Below are 17,656 nucleotides of genomic sequence, written 5' to 3'. Positions count from 1 at the left end.
ATAGAGAGAAGAGATAAGAGATTAGAAGAGTAGATAAGTAGATCATTAAGGATTGAACGAGTTTCCAGCTACATAACCGAATAACAGAGGATAGACCGAAAGGGATGAGCGAGAGAATGAACGGGTTAGGGAGAAAAAGTATAGCGATGATGATGGCGATGGTGCTTTCCATCAGCTTGGCAACAACGGTAGGAGCAGCGGAGTCTACGGCAGGGGCTGGCATGAAAGCCAAAGTGGTTGATGGACAAGTGTATGTCAGTTCTGCGGACTTGGTTAAGGCTCTGGGGGGGAGCGGGCAATATGATGCTAAGACAGGCACCTACCTTTATAAAGGAAATGAGATGATCCCAAAAATCATTGAAAGGGTGTCTCCATCCGTTGTGAGCATTATTGGTAAAGCAAGTGACGAACATGGCGATGCATCCGCGGATGAATATGATCTGGCGCATGGGACAGGCGTGATTATCCGCTCGAATGGATGGATTGTAACGAATGCACATGTCGTTGATGGTTTAGATAATCCACTCGTTGTGACGTCTGACGGCAATACATACCACATTACCAAAACATATAGTGATCCAATCAGTGATATTGCGCTCATTAAAATTAATGCCAAATCGCTCAAACCCGCAACATTCGCCAAAGCGCCAAAAACCTCTGTCGGAGAGACGGTGATTGCGATTGGGACACCAGTTACATTTGCCTTGCGGAACACGGCAACGGTTGGTGTAATTAGTGGACTTAACCGTGAAGTTGAGGCAGCGAACTATCGTTTAATCCAGACCGATGCAGCCATTAACCCAGGGAACAGCGGTGGTCCATTGTTCAATTTGAAGGGCGAAGTCATCGGTATTAACTCGATGAAATATACAGAAATCGGCATAGATAACACGGGATTCTCAATTCCGGTGGAGACGGTGCAATATGTTATCGATCAGTATTTCAAATACGGTAAGGTGAAACGCGCAAGTCTTGGACTACTGCTGGAAGAAAGCTATTCTACTGTCGTAGGGATGCCTACGGATGATCCTTTAACGGTAAATGGCGTGTTCTCCGAAGCAGCGAAAAAGGCCAAAATCCAAGAGGGTGACCTATTATATAGTATCGGAGGCACACGTGTATCTTCGGCGGCCGATATCAATGAGCTGCTCAAAGCGTATTTACCAGGGCAAAAAGTGAAACTGATGATGCAATCGGATGGTGACATCGTTATACGCACGTTGGTACTTGGAGATCGAGAAGATTTCGAGGCTGAGATCGAAGCGTTTCTAACAGAGGATGAAGATCAATAAGAACGGGAGCAGCCCGTATTGAGAGGACGAATGAACGAAATGAAGAAGTCATTTTTACGTGTGCTGAGCACGGGCATGTTGGCTGGGGTGCTAACTTTTGCCCTAGCTATGACAGCATGGGCATCCGAGGATAGCATCACTAACGAAATGCGAATTCAAGCAGGGAGCACTTACGCTTACATCAATGGAAGCAAACAAACCATTGCGAAGCCTTACAAGAGCAATGGCGTGACCATGGTGCCTGTCGGCGTTTTTAAGAAGGCTTTTGGCAGTGAAATCCGTTTGGAGAGTAATGATGTTGTCAAAATCAAGGAAGGTGCACATACGGTAACGATCACGATTGGTAGTCCGATTGCCTGGGTGGATGGCGTCAAAAAAGACATGGGTACACCCCCTAAAATGGTGAATGGTGTACTTATGGTTCCGCTTCGCGTAGTGGCAGCAGGTATCGGAGCAACACTTGCTCCAACATCTTCAGGAGAGATCGTCATTCGCTTAACGCAAACGGAAATGCCTACAGAAGTGGACGAGGACGACACCGATATGGATGCGGGTAAAACGAGAATCGGCAATAGTTATTATGGTTGGTCGATCAACTATCCGGAGGATATGATTATTTTACAAACGGAAGAACAGGAGCGCATGATGTCATTTGGCCCTGCGGACGAAAGTTATTATCTTCAGGTGTATGTCAGCGATGAGAATGCTGCACTGGATGCCGATGACTTATTACATCAGCTTGAACAGGAATCCAAGGAAGCGGAAGACATCGTGCTGGATCGCGAAGCAGTTAACCGAGCTGACATGCCGTATGCACGAACGGTTGTAAATGATAAGGACGGGATGTTCTGGGAGATGCGTCAGTACATCCATGATAATCGACTGTATAGTATCTATTTTGCAGATTATGATGCGGTCTATTATAAGGATCTCGATCAACATGCAGCATTACTGAACTCATTCCAGCCTACCTATGATCAGTCAGACGATTCCATCAAAGATTTATCTACAATCGTTGAAGGGATGCGTTACATCCACAATGGCAATTATGGCATTGAGCTGAATGTGCCAGCAGATTGGTCGATGGACAATGACGAGCTGTCCTACCAAGCGAAGGATGGAGCATACTTGGAAATGGTTGTTTCATCTACGCCTAAGGGAGCTACCGTTCAACAATGGAGCGAACAACTGGACAAGTGGATGCGTGAGGCATTTACGTTAGATAACTATGAGCCTATCCGATCCTATACGATGGATATGTCTGGTGAGACAGCTAAGGTTCAGGAGTTCCGTTATAACTTTGGCGATGGATGGCAGACAGAGTACAATGTACTTTTGCAGAAGGGCGATTATCGTTATTATGTTGAATATTCGTTCCCGGAAGATCAGAAGCAAGATCGAGCATGGTTTGAACGCATTGTTGAGAGTATCTATATTGATTTTGATATCGTTGCTGATAACTTTGGTCAATTGGAAGAGGATTACTATTTGATAGACAAAACGAAGCAACGTACACGGATATCCAAACGTTATCAGTACAGTGTTGATATTCCGCGCTATTGGACGCCGTATAATGATCAGTTTGAACAATCTCCAGTGGCATACACCTTCACAGGCGGAGAGTTTTCTATTGCTGCAGACGAGGAGAAAACCCTTGAGATGACGGTCAGTCAGCTGAGAGAAGGATATACACAAGCAAGCCAAACCCGTAAGAACTTCAAGCTGATGAATAGTGAGAAGATCACATTTGCAGGTGTGCCTGCATTCTCCTTTACGTATCATGATGTGGAGAAGGCTGTACCATATACCGGTCGTCAAATTGTATTTGAGAAGAATGGAATCACCTATACGATCACGAGTGGACTAAACGATGCGAATCGAACGGAAGTTCAGGCAGCCATTTTGGAAAAAGCAGTGAACTCATTTACATTTATAAAATAAGTCTGTTATGAAACAATAATATATAATATCCATGCCGGAAGGTCAGGTGACCTTTCGGTTTTTTTATTTTCCGTATGAAAATGGTAAACGGTTTTTTCAGGAAAGCGTAGAAGAGTCGGTGCAGAAGTGTTACACTATACTAGTTCAGGAGTTATGACTGCTGATCTGATATGAAAGAATGACTGTAGGCCTGGATATCGGGGAATACAGACATATGTATAGAAGTTGTTCAAAAAGTCCGCTTTTGATTACGAAGGATGCCTTACGGCATCTCAGCGTCGAATATGGGATTCAGCCGAAATGTCCGTTGCTCACGTAGTTTTGCCTACGCTCCGCTACTCCATTTCTAGCTTCATCCCATTTTCTCGGTACTGAAAACCGACCTTTTTGAACACGCATGTATAGATAGAATGATTAAATGATTTATTAGTTGATAGGTTGGATGTTCAGGCATGAAACCCGGCATACAGCCGGTTATGGGGAGGATATACATGAAAACAGCAACAATACGAAGAGAAGATGTCGAGCTTCTGGCACCCGCAGGTGACTGGGATTGTATGCGTTCGGCGGTAGCCAACGGCGCAGATGCCATTTTCTTCGGAGTCGAAAAATTTAATGCACGCGCTCGCGCAAACAATTTCCGTATGGATGAGCTGCCAGAGATTATGGCGTTTTTGCACAGTTACGGCGTAAAAGGTTTTTTGACCTTTAATATATTGATTTTCGAAAATGAGTTGGCAGATGCCAAAGAACTCATCGATGCTTGTGTGGATGCTGGCGTAGATGCAGTGATTGTACAGGATCTTGGTTTGGTCAAATTGATCCGCGAAATCTCGCCGGACTTCCCGATTCACGGTTCAACGCAAATGACGATCACATCCCCGGAAGCGGTGGAATTTACGAAGCCGTTTGATATGGAACGTGTCGTACTTGGACGTGAGAACAACTTGAAGCAGATTCAGAAGATCGGCGAGCAGGCAAAATTGCCGATGGAAGTGTTTGTCCATGGTGCACTGTGTGTATCCTATTCGGGTCAATGTCTTACTTCTGAAATGTGGGGTGGACGTTCTGCGAACCGCGGAGAATGTGCACAAGCCTGCCGTTTGCCGTACGATCTGATGGTTGATGGTGAGCATAAACCGATGGGTGATGTAGCTTATCTGTTGTCTCCTAAGGATCTGGCTGCCATTGACTTGATGCCTGAACTGATTGAAGCAGGTGTAACTTCTTTCAAAATTGAAGGACGTCTCAAAACGCCAGAATATGTGGCGAACGTGGTAAGTAAATATCGTAAAGCGATTGACCGGTATTTTGAAGGAGATAACACACCGCCTAGTAAGGAAGAAGTTCGTGAACTGCAACAGAGCTTCTCTCGTGGCTTCACACACGGCTTCCTTGATGGTACGAATAACAAGCAACTCGTAGACGGTACATTCCCGAAAAGCCGTGGCGTCTACCTTGGACGTGTTGATCAAGTGTTGCGCGATGGCGTCGTTCTAAAGCTGGATGCACCGGTGAAGCGTGGAGACGGAATTGTATTTGATGCCGGAGATCCAACGCAGAAGGAAGAAGGCGGACGTGTATACGATGTGCGTCGTAAAGGCGTGAAACTCGAAGGCGAAGCTGGAGAGGGCTGGATTGTGGATATCGTGCCAGGCCGTAGTGATGTGGACTTGCGTCGTGTGAAGGTTGGCGACAAAGTATGGAAAACGAATGACCCTGCGCTGGATAAACGTCTGCGTCAGTCATTTGAAACGGAGAAGCCATACTGTGTGTTCCCGGTAAACGTCAAAGTGATCGGCAGCCCTGGGCAGCCGCTTAGTACGTGGTGGACAGATGTGCAGAAGGGCACAACAGTCCGTGTTGATTCTGAGATGGAACTGGATATTGCACAGAAACGTCCAATGACTTACGAGTTGCTCGAAGAGCAGTTTGGACGTTTGGGTGGCACAGTGTTCCAATTGGAGCAGTTGGATGTCAACCTGCACGGTGACATCATCATCCCAATGCGCGAGTTGAACAATATTCGCCGTCAGGCGGTTGAACAGCTCGCAGGTGAGCGTCCTAAGCCGCCCGTCTATGTGAAACGTGCGGTAGACGTATATGGCGATACGGTTAAGCCAGCATCGCCAGTTGCTCGTGGTCAAGCAGAACTGACTGCGCTCTGCCGTAGTCTGCCGCAAGTAGAGGCAGCACTGGAAGCGGGGATTGAGATGATTTACGCTGATTTCGAGTTCATCAAACAGTTCCCGGCAGCTGTAGAGGCAGTTCGGACGGCAGGACGCAAAATTGCGCTGGTAACTCCACGTATTCATATGCCTGGCGAGAACGGATACCACAACAACATCTTACGTCTGAAGCCGGATGCAGTGCTGGTACGTAACACGGGTGCACTATATTTCTATCTCCGTCATCGGATGGAGAATCCAGATGCGCAGCACCCAGAATTGATCGGTGATTTCTCATTGAACATTGCGAATCACAAGGCTGTTGAATTGTTCCTGGAAGCAGGTTGTGACGCGGTTACTCCTTCATATGACCTGAACATTCAGCAAATGGTTGACCTGCTGGGTCGCTCACGGACAGACAAGATGGAAGTGGTTATCCACCAACATTTGCCGATGTTCCATACAGAACACTGCGTGTATTGTACGTTTATGAGTGAAGGCACGGACTATACGAACTGTGGACGTCCATGTGAAGATTCCCGCGCATCTCTGCAGGATCGGATCGGTATGTCTCACCCCGTACGCGTGGATGAAGGTTGCCGTAATACCGTTTATAACGCAGTAGAGCAATCTGGTGCTGAATATCTAGCCAACTTCATGGATCTGGGCGTATCCCGTTACCGTGTAGAGTTCCTAGAGGAAACACCTGAACAAGTACGTGAAGTTATTGATCTGTACAACCGTGCATTGCGCGGTGAGATCAGCGGTACGCAAGTTTGGAAAACGCTAAAAGCAACGAACCAACTCGGCGTAACGCGTGGTCAATTGGTGAAATAAGCTCACAAACCCCAATCTCTGCCTTACGGAGCTCTTGGGGTTTTTTTCTATAAAATCGGAATAATCGTGACGGGATAGTTGATGTCCATTATTCAGCATGAATAAGGAGGCGAAAGATCCGTGGCGCCATTCACAATCATGGATATTAAGTTGCTGTGCGGAGTCACGGCATTCAAACAAGGGGAAGCGTACAATGAATCGGGAAGGGTCACGGGCCTCACTGCCAGCGAGGATAAAAGGCATTATGAAGCGTTAGTCCGCGGCACGCAGCGTTATAAAGTTACCGTTGACCTTGATGAGATGGGGGACATTGTAGCTGACTGCAACTGTCCCAACGACACGAGCTATTATGATCAATGCAAACATGTTGCTGCTATACTGCTGGCAATTCATGAGTGGGGGGAGCAGCAAGAGCGTGAGACTAGAAGCAATCTCCCTTCCGTAGTGGGTACATTCGTAGAAGAAACGGAGTGGGAACGTCCTGCTCCAGTTCATTTCGCTCAGGCAAGCCGGTCAAGCTCAGCTCCAGGATGGGGCAAGTCGGCAGATAAACCATCCTATCGGACAGCGGATCAGATTTTGTCTATGTTTGCTAAGGAACGCCATTACGTAGATGATCATAGACCGCGTCACACAGCACCTGTCACACGGTCTTCACTGCGGGAAGAGTTACATGTGCAGTTTATATGTAAACTGGTACAAGTTCATCAAGGTGGAGCCAAACTGGCTCTTGAACTGAAAGTTGGAGGCAAGCGCCTGTACGTTGTTCAGAAGGTAAAGCAATTCCTGAACTGTATTGAGAAGGGCGAACCAATGTCGTTTACGAAGTTATTCCTCTACGACCCATCCATGCATTATTTTAATGCTCAGGATCAGGCTATTCTATCGATGTTAATCCGGATGAGACAGAGTGAGGAAGCTTATCGACAATCCATCTCTGGATACCTGGGTGCTTCGGATGGAAGGGATATTCTCATTGCACCATTCGTCTGGAAGTCGCTGCTCGAATTGTTGCTTCAGGCGGATAGCCGAATGGAAGGTACGGGTTTTATTAATGGACCTCTGACGTTAGGCGAAGGTGCATTGCCTCTGTACTATCGTATTGCGCAAGGTTCGAATGAAGGGTATCAGCTTGAAGTTTCTGGACTACGTGAACTTATTCTGCTTCCTGCGTATGATGCTGCTGTCGTCGAAGGACAGTTGCATATATTAAATGCAATGCAGATGCGGGGCTTAGAGGATCTAAGCAAGGCTCTTACCTCGTATGGCATTAAAGAAAGCATCGACATCTCAGCTCAGCAGGTGGATGAGTTCGTACAGCATGTCGTGCCTGAGCTTCGCCTTCTTGGGCATCTATCTATTGATTCACAGGTGCGTGAGCAGATTGCGGAGCCGAAACTTGCGCCGAAGCTATATATCGACTTTTATCGAGAGCGGATTACAGCACGTCTGGAATTTGATTATAGTGTCATGGTTATTAATCCACTTGCTGAATATCTGATCGATGAGGATGAGAAGAAGATCATTCTCGTGCGTGATCGCCATGCGGAACGAAATCTGATTGATCGCTTGGATCACTCTTTTCTAGAACGGGATGGAAGTGTGTGGACGAGTGAACGGGAAGATGCGATCTATGATGTTATGTATCATTTGCTTCCCGAACTCGAAGGTATAGTAGATATTTATATGCCACACGCGGTGAAAGCGATGATGCAATCCTATCCTACACCTCCCAAAGTTAGAGCAGATTTAGGAAAAGGACTGGATTGGCTAGAAATTTCGTTTGAAATGGAAGGCATTGATGAGCTGGAGCTGCGAGAGATTATGCGTAGTATTGTGGAAAAGAAACCTTATTTCCGCTTACGCAGTGGCGTGTTTGTCTCACTTGAAAATGAAGGTGCAGAGAGCTTTGCACGTCTCGCAAACTCGCTTGGTTTAGAGGCAGCTGACATGAAGAGTAGCCAACTAACATTGCCTGCGGTTCGGGCACTCCAACTACCAGGGCGTGACGAAGTGTCCAACCATGTAAAATGGGGCGGCTCGTTACGACGTTTCTTGGATCATCTACGCGATCCAGATGGAATGGATTTTGAGTTACCTTCCGACCTAGCGCCTGTGCTGCGTGATTATCAGGTTAGCGGGTACCAGTGGCTTCGTACGCTTGCATTTTATCGGTTCGGGGGCATTTTAGCAGATGATATGGGGCTTGGCAAAACGCTACAAAGTATTGCTTACATCACAGCATCACTTCAGGAGAAGCCTGAGTACAGTGATGACCGGGTAACGGGTCTCCCTATAGATGATATGGGGGCAACTACGGATGGCATATGGACTACCACACAGCAAGACGGACTAACTATCCGAACGAGGGCTACGCATCCCCCAGTGCTTGTTGTCACCCCAGCTTCGTTAACCTATAACTGGGCGAATGAATTTGCAAGATTTGCTCCACAATTGCGTGTGTTAATTGCAGCAGGACACCGAGAAGAGCGAGCTTCGATGCTTGCGGATATGAATCAGGCAGACGTTATTGTGACGTCCTACCCATTACTGAGACGGGATTTAGACATGTACTTGGGCAGAAGTTTCCATACGCTTATTCTGGATGAAGCGCAGGCGGTTAAGAATTCTTCGTCTCAAACAGCTCAAGCAGTCAAGCAAATTCAAGCTCCGCGCCGCTTTGCTCTTACAGGCACGCCAGTGGAAAATTCACTGGATGAGCTGTGGTCGATCTTTGAAGCGGTCTTCCCCGGTTTGTTTCCGAACTATCGGCGATTCCGTGATCTACCCCCAGAACGGATTGCGCGGATGGTACGTCCGTTCATTCTCCGCCGCTTGAAGAAAGACGTACTTGAGGAGCTACCAGACAGAATTGAAACGGTACAGCGTTCCGAGCTGACGGCTGAACAGAAGAAACTCTATGCGGCTTATCTTGCTCAGCTTCAGGATGAAACGTCAAAAGATATGGAAGATGGCGGGTTCAATAAGAACCGTATCAAGATATTGGCAGGTATTACTCGATTAAGACAGTTATGCTGCCATCCGGCGCTCTTTGTAGAAGGTTACCTAGGGGATTCGGGCAAAATGGAACAGTTGCTGGAGACCGTGGAAGACTGCCTTGCTGCTGGCAAACGCATCCTCATTTTCTCTCAGTTTGCGAGTATGTTGAACTTGATTCGGCAGACATTGACGGCACAGGGACGGGATTTGTTCTATCTCGATGGACAGACACCTGCTGCCAGTCGTGTAGAGATGTGTCGTAGATTCAATGAAGGAGAAGGTGAACTATTCCTTATCTCCTTAAAAGCAGGCGGCACAGGATTGAACTTAACCGGAGCGGATACCGTTATTTTGTACGATCTATGGTGGAACCCTGCGGTGGAAGAGCAGGCAATTGGTCGTGCTCATCGGATGGGACAGAAGCAAGTGGTACAAGTTATTCGTCTGATTACGGAGGGTACCATCGAGGAAAAGATTTTAGAGTTACAGCAGCGTAAGAAAGACCTTATTGCAGAAGTGATCGAGCCGGGAGATGGTGGATCGACCACATTATCGGAACAGGATATTCGTGAACTTTTGATGGTATAATGGATTCCAATTACGTAGATATGTCCATTATTTTCATCCGTTTATATTATAATGTTCAAAATTTCTCGATCAGAGGGGTGGATTCAGCATGCGTATACGCAAAGCCATTATTCCTGCAGCCGGACTGGGTACCCGATTTCTCCCAGCCACAAAAGCAATGCCCAAAGAAATGCTGCCCATCGTGGACAAGCCGACAATCCAATACATTATTGAAGAAGCCGTGGCTTCAGGGATTGAAGATATTATTATCGTCACAGGTAAAGGTAAACGCGCTATTGAGGATCATTTTGATTCCTCCTTTGAACTAGAGCAGAACTTGGCAAGCAAACAAAAGTGGGATCTGCTCGAACAGGTACGTAAACCTTCCGAGATGGCTGATATTCATTATATTCGTCAAAAGGAAGCCAAAGGTCTAGGGCATGCGATCTGGTGCGCCCGTAAGTTCATCGGTAATGAGCCTTTCGCCGTTCTGCTAGGTGATGATATTGTGGAGTCCGAGCATCCTTGTCTGCAACAGATGATCGAAGTGTATGACGAACTGCAGTCGCCGATCGTTGGTGTGCAGCCCGTAGGTTGGGATGAGGTATATCGGTACGGGATTGTTGATGGGGAAGCCATCCCTCACTCCGAAGATCGAGTATTTCGTGCACGTCGTTTAATCGAGAAGCCGAAGCAGGAAGATGCCCCTTCCAACCTGGCTATTATGGGTCGTTATATTTTAACGCCAGATATTTTCGAAATTCTGGGTCGTCAGTCTGTGGGGGTGGGTGGAGAAATTCAGCTTACCGATGCCCTATCTCTACTGAATCATCAACGTCAGATTCTCGCCTATCATTTTGATGGTCTGCGTCACGATGTAGGAGAGAAACTGGGCTTCATCGAGACAACTCTTCATTATGCGATGCAACGTCCTGACCTGCGTGAGGATTTAATGAAATACATGGAGAAGATCGTATCGTCAGATTAAAATTTTCAAAGAATTGAATTGAAGCAAAAAAAGGGTTTGCCCTTATCCCGGGCAAACCTTTTTTACTTTCATATCAACTTAGTTTTAGTTTAGCATTCTATTGCTAGAAGTTCAGCTGAGATAGTTTTTCTATTTCTTCTGCTTCATTAGGATCAACAGCAATCAATTGATCATACACCGCTTGGTCTTGATGACCATCCTTAACTAGCGCGGCAAGGTACCATCGTGCAATTTCCCGTTGAGTAGCATCAGAAAGTTCCTCCGCAATTCCAGTTTGAAGTAAGGTTGCTGCTCCTCCAAAATCGTTCAGCATGTACTTCATTTTTCCTGCATTGAGAATCATGGTTGGAGTCAACTCGAACGGCTTACCTTGAAGTTGCCCCTCAGGGAGAGTCTTCAGATGTTCTGCTCCATCTACTACATGCTGATATGCTGCTAAGCCAGAAGTAAAGTAGGATTCTTTCTTAGCGGGATCACCTTGTCCAAGTGTCTGATATCCTAGATCATATGAAAGAGCAATTAGATTCTCGTACCACTCCATATCCCAGATATAGTTGTTTGCATATTCTTTTTGTAGGGCATAGGCTTGATCATTTTCACCTTTAACTTTATAGATTTGGATCAATTGTGTAACCATATATTTATTGTATGGTTCTGCTCGCAGCCCTTTTTGAAGAAGAGCTACGCCAGCCGAATAGAATTGTTCATCTTGTGTCTGCTGGAAACCTTGCTGATATAGTGAAGATAGCATCAATAGAGAATCTGGATGCGTATTACGAATAACTAGATCTTTGTCCAAAGCGGCCTGGATTTCTTCAAACGATTGACTAGTTTCTGCAACCTTCTTCGCTTCATTAGCGTAATTATTGGCCTGCAAAAAACGGACTGAAACAATCAATAGAACGACAACCGATATCCCGGCAATGGTAGTGTAAATACCTCGTGCAGCTGCTGGGCTTAATTTTAAACGTTGCACAGGCTGTGGTTCGATTGCTGCTGCCATACCTCCAAACCCGATAAACACAAGCATGCCGATAAAAACATAACTCATATTGAAATCAAGAAGACTAAGTACCAATATGGTCATAGACAAAATGAAAAATAGAAAATATGATTCTCTTTCGGTTTCATCCTTTCGTATATAGCTACGAATGAATTGATAGAAAATATATAGAATGAATGCCATGAAAATGACAAATCCCAAAATTCCAACTTCTACTATATATTGCATGAAAAAGTTATGTGCCTGTGCACTGACATATGGATTGTTCTGATACTTTTCATATAAAGCAGACCAGGCGCCACCGCCTGCACCAATCATAGGATAGTCAGCAATTACCTTGGCGGCATCTTTGTAAAAGGTGATCCGTTCCAGAACACTGTGTTGCTGGAGGTTGATATTTTCCAGACGCGTACTAATGCTATCAGGCAAAATATTGCGAACGCTGGTACCCAATAAAAGCACAGCCGCAATAATGGCAAGTAGTACTGATCCAAGAGGAATCCAGAGACTAGCACCTTTACGTTGACTCCAGGATAGGAGCTTGGTTTCCAACTTAGGGGCGATCCAAAGTTGAAGAGCCCAGATCACGAGTGCCACAATGATGGAAGCGACAATCAAGTAGATCCAGCCTTTGACTGCAAGCCCAGTCGTGAACTGTTGTTGTAGTTCCAGTCCAGCGTTATTGACCGGATTGAGGATAATAATTGTACCCAATCCTGATATGGCAAGATAGATGAACCATAGGATCTGTTTTGCTGGTTTGAGCAACAACAGGGTAATCACAAATACGATTGGCATCATCACAAGCCCTGTCCGGGAGAGTGTTAGCAACAGAGACAGCAAGATGGGGACTAACATAAAACCGTGAAGCAGCTTTATGTATGCCTTTCTGGAACGAATCAAACTGAATATGCCAATGAATAGAAATGCCATCAAAAATGCTGCATATGTATTTGGATACTGAAATACGGATGCAAGTCTTGGGCCGTTGGCATCGTTCCAAATCGCTTGGTTATAAACCCCGTTGTTTACTCCTGATGAGAACCAACCCACGAGCTTCCCTGAGAAGTTGAATGCACCAAACCAATTCAATAAACCATATCCCACAATAATATATGCAAGTCCTATTAAGGAAGATTGTATGATATGATTAATTTGTTTGTTCTGGAGCAATTGCATCGTAATTACAAATAACATAGCATAGATACATTGAATCAGAATCATGTTAACTGCCAAGTAACTCGATGCGGCGCTAATGAGTGACAGTATGTACGTCAGTGGCAGCAAAATAACGAATAATTTGAGCCAATCTCGTTGGGATTCTAGTGTAATTACTTTGTAATAAGCTACAACCCAGATGGCGAACAGGAGGGTTGTAAGCACGAGAGCCCAATAAATGGGGCCTTCGAATTGAAGCGATTGACCATTAAATAGTGCAATTTGGAATGAGGACCAGAGTAAAAATAAAATAAGTCCAATGGACAGAGTCCATAGAAGTGGTGAGGCTGAAGTTTGTGTCCTCGACGTCTTCTTTGTTATACCGTATACTGGATTCGACAAGGTGTGAGTCTCCTTTGTGAATATTAAAGAAATTGTTGAATATTTTTCTCATAGCATATCATCTTAGGGGTAATTAGCATTCAGTTTAAATTGATAACATGTACAATTAAGTTGAAGCTGATTATAGATCATTTCAAGTAGGATTGTATTCATTGTGATTGGTACTTCTCACATACTTCAACTGCTGGGCCAATCTCCTTTACTCTCCCTTGATCTAACCATAGAACTCGATTACACATGCTTTTCATCTGCTCTATAGAGTGGGATACAAATAACACAGTAGTTCCTGAGGACATAAGAGATTTCATTTTAGCCTCGGACTTTTCTTTAAATTTGTAGTCTCCAACTGAGAGTACTTCGTCTACTATTAAAATTTCAGGCTTAACAAGAGTAGCAATGGCAAATCCTAATCTGGCTTTCATGCCAGAAGAATAGTTTTTAAGCGGTGTATGAATAAATTTCTCTAGTTCTGAAAATTCAATAATTTCATTTGTTCTTTCCTTAATGAATTTCTTGGAATACCCCAAAAGCATACCGTTTAAATATATGTTTTCAAATCCGGTAAGCTCTGCATTAAACCCTCCGCCAAGCTCTATCAAGGGAACCAACGAACCAAATCTTTCTACCGCCCCCGATGTTGGTTTAATAATCCCTGCAACAATTTTTAATAATGTACTTTTTCCAGCTCCATTCAAGCCAACTACACCAAATACCTCACCTTTTTGAATCTCGAAACTGACATCTTCTAGTGCAGAAAATTCTTCATACGTTATTTTACGAGTCATTGCATTGATGAAAACCTGTTTTAATGAATTAACTTTCCCGCTCATCAGTTTATATTTCATGGAGACATGATCTACTCTAACTGCGACATCTTTCATTCTTTCATCTCCAATCCCACTACAAGTAAAAAATGAATTTATCCTGCTTTTTGTAGAAAGTGAATAATCCTATAAGAATCAATACTCCTGCATAACCTATACAAAAAAGATGTGTACTAAGTGCTGAAGTAGAATTATAGATAAGAGATTCTCTCACCATTTCAACGATCAGAAAAATCGGGTTCAGTTGTATGAACGGCATAATTTTGTCTGGGATGATATCTACTGGGTAAAAAATTGCTGATGCATACATAACAATAACGAGTGCCAAAGAGTATATATGCTGCAAATCCCGGAAGAACACATAAATTGTTGACAGGATCAGGCCTATTCCAAGGCTAAATAGAAATAGATAGAACAATGGGAAAACAATCATTATGTTGACCCAAGTAAAGTGTAAATCACTAAAAAGCATTACGGGGATAATTGAAATCATGGATAATAAGGAATTTGCAAATGATGAACAAACTTTAGAAAGTGGAAAGAAATACTTCGGCACATAAACTTTCTTTATTAATGAAGCATTTGCAAAAATGGACTGCATCGCAAAGTTCGTAGTTTCTGAAAAACATACGTAGATCAAGCGACCGGTTAGGACGTAGACCGCGAAATGTTCGATTGTCGTCGAGAATAGTTGGGAGAAGATAACTGTTAAAACAATCATGAACATAAGCGGGTTCAAGATGCTCCATATCAAACCAAGAAAGGAGTTTCTGTACTTAAGCTTAATATCTTTCCTAACCAATTCAAATAACAAGTCTTTATACTTGAAAAAATTCAAAAAATATGTATTCATTTCCTAATCTCCTTTTATACTTGAGGGCAATACGTCACAAGTATGTTAACATACTTGAATAAGCTTCTACAATCTGTGAGGTTATTGAAGTGAAATATCATACCGGAAATAGAGGAGAAAGATGTCATTATTCGTGCTATAATGCACTATTATATAGAATAATAAACCTAAAACTTGTTATTCAAATAGACACTATGAATTCTCGGAGAATACTAAGGAGATGTTACTTTGAAATTATGTGTAATCGGTCTTGGCTATATAGGATTGCCAACAGCTATTATGTTTGCTAAACATGGCGTTGAAGTCCATGGTGTTGATATTAATCCCGATGTTGTTACGAAACTCTTGAATGGTCAAATCCATATTGAAGAACCGGGACTTCAGGAAATGCTTGATGAGGTAATCCAAGCCAAACAACTTAGTTTCGGAGTTGTGCCGGATCAGGCAGACGCTTTTATCATTGCTGTTCCTACCCCGATTAATAATGATAAAACTGCAAATGTCGATTATGTAATTGATGCAACGCATTCCATTATACCTTTTCTTAAGAAGGGCGATTTAATTATTCTGGAATCGACGGTTCCACCTCGAACAATTGAAGATGTAGTGATACCCATCTTGGAAAAAACCAAGTTTGATATTGGAAATGAACTATTTGTTTCACATTCACCCGAACGTGTCCTTCCCGGGCAATTACTTTTTGAGCTCGTTCAAAATGATCGCATTGTTGGGGGGATCAACCAAGAATCTTCGGAGCGGACGGCAGAGTTGTACAAAAGATTTGTTAATGGAAATATTCATATAACTGATGCAACGACAGCTGAGATGGTCAAATTAATGGAGAATACTTATCGTGATGTGAATATTGCCTTTGCAAATGAAATGGCGAAAATTGCAGAAAATGTGGGGTTTAATGTTTGGGAAGCCATAGAACTGGCTAACTGCCACCCGAGAGTTAATATCCATAAGCCAGGTCCAGGTGTAGGAGGCCACTGTATCGCTGTGGACCCTTGGTTCATTTATGAATCCGCTCCGTCCCTTGCCAATTTGATTCATATATCGAGAACGACGAATGATGGAATGCCTAATTTTGTAGTAAATCAAATGATACAATTGTTGCCTCCTCAAGGTGAGAATACGAAGAAAGTAGCTGTACTTGGTTTGGCATTCAAAGGAAACATTGATGACATGAGAGAGAGCCCAGCAGTTGAGATTGTTCATCAATTACAGAGCTACTATGATTTACAAATATATGATCCGCACGTCAAAGAGGATATTCAAGGGAAAAAGGCTACGCTAACGGAGGCGGTTGACGGTGCTGAAGCCATACTCATTCTGACCGACCATAACGAGTTTAAGCAGATTGATCCCAAGGAAATTACATCGCTGGTTCGAAGACCTCTTGTGTTTGATACCAGACGGGTAGTAAATCATCAAGCTTGGACGGAAGCTGGTTTTCTTTACCATGTGTTAGGACAACCATTAACCAGTCTTGCGAATTTGAGGAGTGGATATATTGAAGCCTTTAGATAAAGTTGCCGAAGCATATTATGGTGGAATGGGAGATCAGTTTTCCCGCAAGACTAGAGATCGCATCCATTGGATTTGCTCTAAGGTAGAAGGAGAAACGGTACTCGATATCGGATGTTCTCAGGGGATTGCAGAACTTATTCTAGCCAGAGAAGGAAAGAAAGCGGTCGGTATCGATATCGAAGAAAGCGTTATTGTATATGCCAATGAAGCTCTGCAAAATCAAAGTGATTCTGTCAAGCGTAACGTAAAATATTTTGCTAGTAGCGTGTTCGACTACGAGAGTAACCAGAAATTTGACACAGTTATTCTTACCGAAGTCATGGAACACTTTACTTCTTCATCATCACTTCTTAATAAGGTGAAAAGTTTTTTGACGGATAACGGAACTATTGTTATTACTGTTCCATTTGGCATCAATGACTATTTTGATCACAAGAAGACCTATTATATGTTGAATTTACTTGAAGAGTTAGAGCCCTATTTCGAAGTGAGAGAAATAAAGTTTTTGGGTAAGTGGATTGGTGTTGTCGGTCGTAATGTAGCTGATCCCTCAGGCTGTTCTGCACTGATCACACGGGAGTCAATTAATAGGCTAGAGGAAGCCTTCTATACAATTGAAAGATCAACTGTTGATGAACTGAATGGAAAGGTTAAATTGATCGATCAAATGAAGGACAAAGCCTATGAGAGTAGAGAAAAATTGACTAGCATTCAAAAGGAAAATGAGAAATTGCTGGCTACAATTGCTCGATTGGAAACCGAAAACAAGAAATTAAAACAACAAAATGAACCCATCAAATCAATGGACTCTAATGTGAGGAATGAATCACACCAAGGCTTCTGGTCTCACAAGAAGGAAGTTGAAGAGTTAGAGAAGACTATTGAAGTGAAGAATAAAGAATTGTTAAGCAGACTGGAAAGTGAAGAACAAACCTTGAAGAAATACAAGGAGTCCATCTTCGACTACAATCAGTTGGAAGCCAAATATGCAAATGTTACCAAGAAATATAACTTGCTTAGTAATGCAAAACTCGGGCGTCTTACGTTGAAATATTGGAAGTTTAAAAAAAGAATTCCTGAGAATTTTTAA

Annotated in this window: 10 protein-coding genes; 7 read left to right on the top strand and 3 right to left on the bottom strand. The window is 43.7% G+C overall.

Features of this window, described 5'->3' with window-relative positions:
• Positions 1 to 116 precede the first annotated feature (116 nt).
• From ASD24_RS07000 to galU, 5 genes are all read left to right on the top strand, one after another.
• Positions 117 to 1,292 carry a S1C family serine protease gene (locus tag ASD24_RS07000; protein WP_156395362.1) on the top strand — a complete coding sequence of 392 codons (1,176 nt, stop codon included), beginning with the start codon at positions 117 to 119 and terminating at the stop codon, positions 1,290 to 1,292.
• Positions 1,293 to 1,310: 18 nt separating this feature from the next.
• Positions 1,311 to 3,233 carry a stalk domain-containing protein gene (locus ASD24_RS06995; RefSeq protein ID WP_235540441.1) on the top strand — a complete coding sequence of 641 codons (1,923 nt, stop codon included), beginning with the start codon at positions 1,311 to 1,313 and terminating at the stop codon, positions 3,231 to 3,233.
• Positions 3,234 to 3,724: 491 nt separating this feature from the next.
• Positions 3,725 to 6,238 carry a U32 family peptidase gene (locus ASD24_RS06990; protein ID WP_056693597.1) on the top strand — a complete coding sequence of 838 codons (2,514 nt, stop codon included), beginning with the start codon at positions 3,725 to 3,727 and terminating at the stop codon, positions 6,236 to 6,238.
• Between the two features lie 120 nt (positions 6,239 to 6,358).
• The gene (locus ASD24_RS06985) at positions 6,359 to 9,826 is read left to right on the top strand and encodes a DEAD/DEAH box helicase (RefSeq protein ID WP_082560316.1); all 3,468 of its coding nucleotides are present in this window, start codon (positions 6,359 to 6,361) and stop codon (positions 9,824 to 9,826) included.
• An 88-nt stretch (positions 9,827 to 9,914) separates the two neighbouring features.
• Positions 9,915 to 10,793, top strand: a complete 879-nt coding sequence (galU, locus tag ASD24_RS06980) for a UTP--glucose-1-phosphate uridylyltransferase GalU (protein WP_056693594.1) — start codon at positions 9,915 to 9,917, stop codon at positions 10,791 to 10,793.
• 103 nt (positions 10,794 to 10,896) lie between these two features.
• Here the strand turns inward: galU and ASD24_RS06975 are convergent, their stop codons facing one another.
• The 3 genes from ASD24_RS06975 to ASD24_RS06965 form a co-directional block, all read right to left on the bottom strand.
• Positions 10,897 to 13,356: an O-antigen ligase family protein gene (locus ASD24_RS06975; RefSeq protein ID WP_056693590.1), complete on the bottom strand. Its 2,460-nt coding sequence runs from the start codon at positions 13,354 to 13,356 to the stop codon at positions 10,897 to 10,899.
• Positions 13,357 to 13,505: 149 nt separating this feature from the next.
• Positions 13,506 to 14,237 (bottom strand): ABC transporter ATP-binding protein, encoded by a 732-nt coding sequence (locus tag ASD24_RS06970; protein ID WP_056693587.1) that lies wholly within the window; start codon positions 14,235 to 14,237, stop codon positions 13,506 to 13,508.
• A gap of 19 nt (positions 14,238 to 14,256) precedes the next feature.
• Positions 14,257 to 15,033: an ABC transporter permease gene (locus ASD24_RS06965; protein WP_056693585.1), complete on the bottom strand. Its 777-nt coding sequence runs from the start codon at positions 15,031 to 15,033 to the stop codon at positions 14,257 to 14,259.
• 228 nt (positions 15,034 to 15,261) lie between these two features.
• Here ASD24_RS06965 and ASD24_RS06960 point away from each other — a divergent pair, with 228 nt between their 5' ends.
• Positions 15,262 to 16,566, top strand: a complete 1,305-nt coding sequence (locus tag ASD24_RS06960) for a nucleotide sugar dehydrogenase (RefSeq protein ID WP_082560315.1) — start codon at positions 15,262 to 15,264, stop codon at positions 16,564 to 16,566.
• A complete protein-coding gene (locus ASD24_RS06955; RefSeq protein WP_056693582.1) occupies positions 16,550 to 17,656 on the top strand; it encodes a class I SAM-dependent methyltransferase in 1,107 nt (368 codons plus the stop codon). The genes ASD24_RS06960 and ASD24_RS06955 overlap by 17 nt, the downstream gene beginning before the upstream one ends.

The organism is Paenibacillus sp. Root52 (genome assembly GCF_001426865.1).
In the GTDB taxonomy this organism is placed as follows: domain Bacteria; phylum Bacillota; class Bacilli; order Paenibacillales; family Paenibacillaceae; genus Paenibacillus.
This window is presented reverse-complemented; position numbering and strand designations above follow the sequence as displayed.

Coding starts and splice junctions, on each gene's coding strand:
- ASD24_RS07000 (WP_156395362.1), top strand. CDS start 117: ATGAACGGGTTAGGGAGAAAAAGTATAGCGATGATGATGGCGATGGTG.
- ASD24_RS06990 (WP_056693597.1), top strand. CDS start 3,725: ATGAAAACAGCAACAATACGAAGAGAAGATGTCGAGCTTCTGGCACCC.
- galU (WP_056693594.1), top strand. CDS start 9,915: ATGCGTATACGCAAAGCCATTATTCCTGCAGCCGGACTGGGTACCCGA.
- ASD24_RS06970 (WP_056693587.1), bottom strand. CDS start 14,237: ATGAAAGATGTCGCAGTTAGAGTAGATCATGTCTCCATGAAATATAAA.
- ASD24_RS06965 (WP_056693585.1), bottom strand. CDS start 15,033: ATGAATACATATTTTTTGAATTTTTTCAAGTATAAAGACTTGTTATTT.